The 6,839-nt window shown below is 74.2% G+C and carries 2 protein-coding genes; both read right to left on the minus strand.

Going from position 1 to position 6,839, the window contains the following annotated elements:
* Nucleotides 1-41: 41 nt before the first annotated feature.
* Nucleotides 42-5,021, minus strand: a complete 4,980-nt coding sequence (locus tag ABZZ79_RS07010) for a type I polyketide synthase (RefSeq protein WP_356687291.1) — start codon at nucleotides 5,019-5,021, stop codon at nucleotides 42-44.
* A 44-nt stretch (nucleotides 5,022-5,065) separates the two neighbouring features.
* Nucleotides 5,066-6,839, minus strand: a 1,774-nt coding sequence (locus ABZZ79_RS07015; RefSeq protein WP_356687293.1) for a KR domain-containing protein, incomplete at its 5' end; no start/stop codon positions are given.

A 6,839-nucleotide genomic window follows, 5' to 3' on the forward strand; every position in this document is an offset into this window, starting at 1 on the left:
CTCAGAGTTCTCAGAGTTCTCAGAGCCGTTCGCGCACTCGATCAGGCGAGGCCGAGTTCCTTGTCGATGAAGTCGAAGAGTTCGTCGGCGGAGGCTGCTTCGAGCTGTCCGCCGACGTCGTCGCCGGGCGCGGCGAGTGTGTCGGTCAGTCGCGCCACCAGGGCCTGGAGGCGGCCGGTGATCCTGTTGCCCTCGATCTCCTCGGCGGTCAGCGTCGTGACCGCCTCCTCGAAGCGGTCCAGTCCGGCGAGGACCGCAAGGACTCCGGTGGCGCCGTCCTGGAGGAGTTCGGAGCGCAGATGGCCGGCGAGCGCGGCGGGGGTCGGGTGGTCGAAGACCATGCTGGTGGGCAGTTTGCGGCCGGTGGCGGCGTTGAGCCTGGTGCGCAGGTTGACCGCCGCGACCGAGTCGAAACCGAGGTCGTCGAAGGCCCGTCCGGGTTCGATGTCCGCCGGGTCCTCGTAGCCGAGCAGCGCGGCGACGTGGGAGCGCACCAGGTCCAGCAGGGTCCTGCGCTGCTCGGCCTCGGACTGGGCGGCGAGCTGCTCGGCGAGCTCCGACCCGGCGGAGGTGTCGTCCTCTTCGCCGTCGTCAAGGGCGGAGCGGACCTCGGGCAGCGCGTCCAGCAGGGGCCGGGGGCGGGCGAGTGTGTACGTCGGTGCGAAGCGGGTCCAGTCGAACTCGGCGACCACGGGGTGCGAGTCGCCGAGGGCGAGGACCCGGCGCAGCGCGGCGACGGCTTGGGCGGGGTCCATGGCGGGGGCGCCGATGCGCCGCATCATCGCCGCGAGTTCGGCGTCGACCATGCCGCCTTCCCAGGAGCCCCAGGCGATCGAGGTGGCGGCGAGGCCGCGCGCCCGGCGCCGGTGGGCGAGCCCGTCGAGGAAGGCGTTGGCGGCGGCGTACGCGGCTTGTCCGGCGCTGCCCCACAGGGCGGCGCCGGAGGAGAACAGTACGAAGGCGTCGAGCGCGGTGTCGTCGAGCAGGTCGTCGAGGGCCCGCGCGCCGAGTGTCTTCGCCGCGGCGACCTCGTCGATCTCGTCGAGGGTCAGCTCGCCGAGCGAGGCCATCCGCTGGGCGGCCCCGGCCGCGTGGAAGACGGCGGTGAGGGGCTGTTCGGTGTCCTCGCGGAGGGTGGTGAGGAGGGTGCGCAGCGCGGCGTGGTCGCTGACGTCGCACGCCGCGAGGGTGACCGTGGCGCCCAGTTCGGTGAGTTCGGCGGCGAGTTCCGCGGCGCCGGCCGCGTCCGGGCCGCGGCGGCTGGTGAGGACGAGGTGCTGTGCGCCGTGCGTGGCGAGGGTGCGGGCCACATGGGCGCCGAGACCTCCCGTGCCGCCGGTGATCAGTACGGTGCCGCGGGGGCACCAGGGGTCCTGGCCGCTCTCGGGCACGGCCGCGCGCACCATGCGGCGGGCGGACATGCCGTGCGGCCGGACGGCGAGCTGGTCCTCGCCGGTGTTCCCGGACAGGGCGTCGCACAGGCGGCGCAGGTCCGCGTCGGTCATGTTCTCGCCGGACGGTACGTCGATCAGGCCGCCCCAGGTCCGCGGGGTTTCCAGGGAGAGCCCGGTGCCCAGTCCCCACACGCTGCTCTGCGTCGGTGCGGTGAGTTCACCGGGGCCGCCGACGGCCACCGCGCCGCTGGTGACGCACCACAGCGGCGCGCTCCACCCGAGGTCGCCGAGCGCCTGCGCCAGGGCGACGGTGGCGGCGAAGCCCTGGGAGAACGCCGCGTGATGCGGGTGCGGGCGGTCGTCGAGGGCCAGCAGGGACACGATGCCCGCGGGGGGCTCGGCACCCTCGGTCCGAGCGCGCAGCAGTTCAGCGAGTACGGCGCGGTCGGCGCCGTCCGCCTCGACGTGGACCGCGTCCGCGCCACGGTCCGCGAGGGCGGCGGTGAGCGCCGCCGCCGGCCGGCCGTTTCCGTTGTCCGCCACCACGAGCCAGGTGCCGGTCAGCCGGGTCGTGGACCTGTCCGGGACGGGCGCCCAGGTCACCTGGTAGCGCAGCGCGTCCACCGCGGACTCCTCGTGACGGCGGTGGCGCCAGGCGGAGATCGCGGGCAGGACCGGGTCGAGGGCCGCGGCGTCGAGGCCGAGCCGTTCTGCCAGTGCGTCGGTGTCCTCGCGTTCGACGTCGTCCCAGAAGTCCTGGAAGAGGGGCTCTGCGGGACCCCCAGCCGCCGCGGTGCTCTCCACGGCCGGTGCGGCGGTGTCGGCCCAGTAGCGACGGTGCTGGAAGGCGTAGGTCGGCAGTTCGACCCGGCGTGCTCCCCGGTCGGCGAAGAAGGCGGCCCAGTCCACGGCGGTGCCGCGTGCGTGGGCGAGCGCGACGGCGGTGACGAGCTCCCGTTGCTCGCCCCGGCCGCGGCGCAGTACCGGCGCGAAGACCGCTCGGTCGGCGGAGTCCTCGTCGGCGGTCAGGCAGTCGGTGCCCATCGGGGAGAGGGCGGCGTCGGGGCCGAGTTCGAGGAAGGTGGTGACGCCCTTGGCCTCAAGGGCGCGCACCGCGTCGCGGTAGCGGACCGTCTCCCGTACGTGGCGCACCCAGTAGTCGGCCGAACGCAGATCCCCGGCGGCCGCGGGCTCGCCGGTGAGGGTGGAGACGACGGGGATGCGGGGTTCGCCGTACGCGATCTTCTCGGCGATCGCCCGGAAGCCGGCGAGCATCGGTTCCATCAGCGGCGAGTGGAAGGCGTGCGACACGGCGAGGCGCTTGGCCTTGTGTCCCTGTGCCTCGAAGACGGCGGTGACGGCGGCCACGGCTTCCTCGGTGCCCGATATGACGACCGCCCGGGGGCCGTTGACCGCGGCGATCCCCACCTCGTCGGTGAGCAGCGGCAGTACGTCCTCCTCGCTCGCCCGCACCGCCGCCATCGCGCCGCCGGAGGGCAGAGCCTGCATCAACCGGCCGCGGGCGGCGACCAGTTCGGCGGCGTCGGCGAGGGACAGCACTCCCGCGACGTGTGCGGCGGAGAATTCGCCGATGGAGTGCCCGGCGAGGAAGTCAGGCCGTATCCCCCAGGACTCCAGCAACCGGAACAGTGCCACCTCCACCGCGAACAAGGCGGGCTGCGCGTACCCGGTGCGGTTCAGCAGCTCCTCGTCCTCACCCCACATCACCTCGGCGAGCGGCCGGTCCAGGTGCTTGTCCAGTTCGGCGGCGACCACGTCGTAGGCGGCGGCGAACGCGGGGTGGGCGGCGTGCAGTTCACGGCCGGCGCCGAGGCGCTGTGCGCCCTGCCCGGTGAACAGGAAGGCGGTCAGGCCGTCGCGTCCGGCGACCGCGCCGACGGCCGCTCCGCTCTGCCGTCCCTCGGCCAGGGCGCGCAGTTCGCGGGCCAGTTCGTCGCGGTCGGCTGCGATCACCACGGTGCGGTGTTCCAGCGCCGCACGGGTCGTCGCCAGCGAGAAGCCGAGGTCGAGCAGGGTCGGCGCGGGGTGGTCGGTCAGGTGGTCGGCGAGTTTGGCGGCTTGGGCCGCGAGGGCGGTCGCCGTGCGGGCGGAGAGGGGCAGCGGGACGACGTCGGTTGTGGGCGCCGGGCGGGTGGGGTCTTCGGCACGGGCCGCCGCGGAGGCGGTTTCAGCGGCAGGGGCGGTCGGAGAGGCTGGTCCATCGGCGTGAACCGCGGAGGCGGGTTCGCCGGCGAGGGCCGTCGGCTCCGGTTCGTTCGGGGCCTGTTCGATGATCACATGCGCGTTGGTGCCGCTCATGCCGAACGAGGACACGCCGGCGCGGCGCGGGTGGGCCGCCTCGGGCCAGGCGGTCCGCTCGGTGAGCAGCCGGACGGCGCCCGCGGACCAGTCCACCTTGGGAGACGGTTCGTCCACGTGCAGGGTGCGCGGCAGCACGCCGTGCCGGATGGCCTGCACCATCTTGATGACACCGCCGACACCGGCCGCGGCCTGCGCGTGGCCGATGTTGGACTTGAAGGAGCCGAGCCACAGCGGCCGGTCCGCGGGCCGGTCCTGGCCGTAGGTGGCGAGCAGCGCCTGCGCCTCGATGGGGTCGCCGAGCACCGTGCCCGTGCCGTGTGCCTCGACGGCGTCGACGTCGGCGGTGGACAACTGCGCGTCGGCCAGGGCCTGCCGGATCACCCGCTGCTGCGAGGGTCCGTTGGGTGCGGTGAGACCGTTGGACGCGCCGTCGGAGTTCACCGCGGAACCGCGGATCACGGCGAGCACCGGGTGTCCGTTGGCCAATGCGTCGGACAACCGCTCCACCAGGATCATGCCGACGCCCTCGGACCAGGTGGTGCCGTCGGCGGCCGCGGCGAAGGACTTGCAGCGGCCGTCGGGGGCAAGGCCGCGGTCCTGGCTGAAGCCGACGAAGGACGACGGGTGCGCCATCACGGTGACCCCGCCGGCCAGGGCCATCGAGCACTCGCCCGCCCGCACCGACCGGACGGCCCAGTGCAGGGCGACCAGGGAGGAGGAGCACGCCGTGTCCACGGTGATCGCGGGCCCCTCCAGGCCGAGCACATAGGCGACTCGGCCCGAGGCGACGCTGGCCATCCCGGCGGTGCCGCCGCCCACCGCGTAGTCGTGGTAGACCACGCCGGCGAAGACACCGGTGCGGCTGCCCTTCAGTGAGGTCGGGTCGATCCCGGCCCGCTCCAGCGCCTCCCAGGAGGTCTCCAGCAGCAGTCTCTGCTGCGGGTCGGTGGCGTGGGCCTCACGCGGGCTCATCTTGAAGAAGTCGGCGTCGAAGTCCCCGGCGTCGTGCAGGAACCCGCCCTCACGGCAGTACGTCCTGCCGGTCGTGGCCGGCTCCGGATCGTACAGGGCGTCGTTGTCCCAGCCCCGGTCCGTGGGGAAGGAGGAGATGCCGTCCCTGCCCTCGGCCACCATGTCCCACAGCTCCTCCGGCGAAGTGATCCCCCCGGGGAAGCGGCAGCTCATCGAGACGATCGCGACCGGCTCGTGCGACCGGGACTCGGCATCGCGCAACCGCCGCCTGGTCTGCTGCAGTTCGGCGGTGGCGCGCTTGAGGTAGTCCCGCAGCTTGTCGTCGTTGCTCATCACACTTCAGCTCATCTCGCTGTTCGCAGGGGAGGAACGCCGGTTCAGGAGATGCCGAGTTCGTTGTCGAGAACGTCGAACAGCTCGTCGTCGGTGGCTGTGTCGAGGTCGGGGCCGGTCTCGTCGGTCACCGGACGGCCCTGGGAGTCGCGCCACTTGCGCAGCAACGCCTCCAGCCGTGTGGTGATCGCCTCGTGTCCGCCCTCGGCCGGATCGAGGGCCACGAGCGCCGCCTCCAGCCGGTCCAGTTCGGTGAGGGCGGGCCGTGCCGGGTCGCCGCCCGACGGGTCGATCGCGCCGTCGATGTGCTCGGCGACACCGCGGGCCGTCGGATAGTCGAAGATCAGTGTGGCGGGCAGGTCCAGCCCGGTCGCCTCGCTGAGCCGCCTGCGCAGCTCGACCGCGGCCAGCGAGTCGAAGCCGAGTTCCTGGAACGCCCGGTCCGGCTCGACCGCCTCCGGCGAGAGGTGTCCGAGCACGGCGGCGACGTGCGCGCGTACCGCCTCCAGCACGGCGCGGGCACGCTCGGCCGCGTCGAGCCCGGTCAGGCGACGGCGCAGGTCAGCACCCGCGCCCCGGCGGCCGGCCGCACGGGCCGGGGTCCGCACGAGGGCGCGCAGCACCGGCGGAAGATCCTGAGGCCCGGCCCGCAGTACGGTCCGCTCCAGCCGGACCGGGGCCGAGGCGGCGGCCTGCGCCCGCAACGCCTCGTCGAACAGGGCGAGTCCGTCGGACATGGTCATGGCCGCCAGTCCGACGCGGGCGAGGAGCTCGCGCTCCTCCTCGTCGGTCGCCTCCTCCCACGGGCCGAGGGCGAGGGAACGGCCGGGCAGGCCCTGCGCGGTCCGGTGCGCCGCCAGCGCGTCGAGGAAGGTACCGGCCGCGGCGAGGCCCGCCTGTCCCCGGCCGTGCATCAGCCCGGCGGAGGAGGACAGCAGGACGAACGCGGCCAGGTTGCGGTCGCGGGTCAGCTCGTGCAGGTGCCAGGCCGGCTCCGCGGTGGCGCGCACCGCCGCGGCGAGCTGCTCGCCGGTCAGCGCGTCGAACAGGGCGGGGTCGGTCGGTCCCGCGCAGTGCACCACGGCCGTCAGCGGGTGCTCCGCCTCCAGCGCGTCGACCAGGCCGGCGAGCGCGTCCCGGTCGGCGGGGTCGACCGGGACGACGGTGACTGCCGCGCCGAGGTCGGTGAGGTCGTGCTCGACGCCCGTGACGCCGGGCGGGCCGGTCAGCACGAGACGCCTGACCCCGTACGCGGTGACGAGGTGACGGGCCACGAGCGCGCCCGCCCCCGAGGTGCCACCGGTGATCAGAACCGTGCCGCCGGCCGGCTCCGGTCGGGGCCCGGCCGCCCCGGTCGCCTTCACCAAGCGGGGTACGAGGACCTCGCCGCCACGCAGCGCCAACTCCGACTCCCCGGAGGCGAGCGCGGCCGTCAGCGTCTGGCGCGATGCGGGCGTGTCGTCGATGTCCAGCAGCACCAGCCGGTCCGGGTGCTCGGCCTGCGCTGCCCGCACCAGGCCCCAGACCGGGGCCTGGGTCAGCGTGTGCTCCCCGGTCGTGGTGGCACCCCTGGTCACGATCACCAGTCGCGTCCGGGCGCCGCCGGACGGATGCTCGTCGGCCAGCCACGCGCGTACGGTGCCCCGCACCGCCTCCAGGACGGCGAGGACATCGGCGGGCCGGCTCTCCTCGGGGCGCGGGCAGCAGTACAACGCGAAGTCCGGCGCCGGGCCGTTGGCGCGGTCCGCGGGCCCGAAGTCGTCCGGGATGGCGGTGCCTTCCGCGGACTTGACCTGAGCCGGGATGCCGATGCCGTCC

Source organism: Streptomyces sp. NPDC006458, assembly GCF_040612135.1.
In the GTDB taxonomy this organism is placed as follows: domain Bacteria; phylum Actinomycetota; class Actinomycetes; order Streptomycetales; family Streptomycetaceae; genus Streptomyces.

Excerpts from the sequence above, each read along its gene's own strand:
- ABZZ79_RS07010 (WP_356687291.1), bottom strand. The coding sequence starts at position 5,021 with ATGAGCAACGACGACAAGCTGCGGGACTACCTCAAGCGCGCCACCGCC.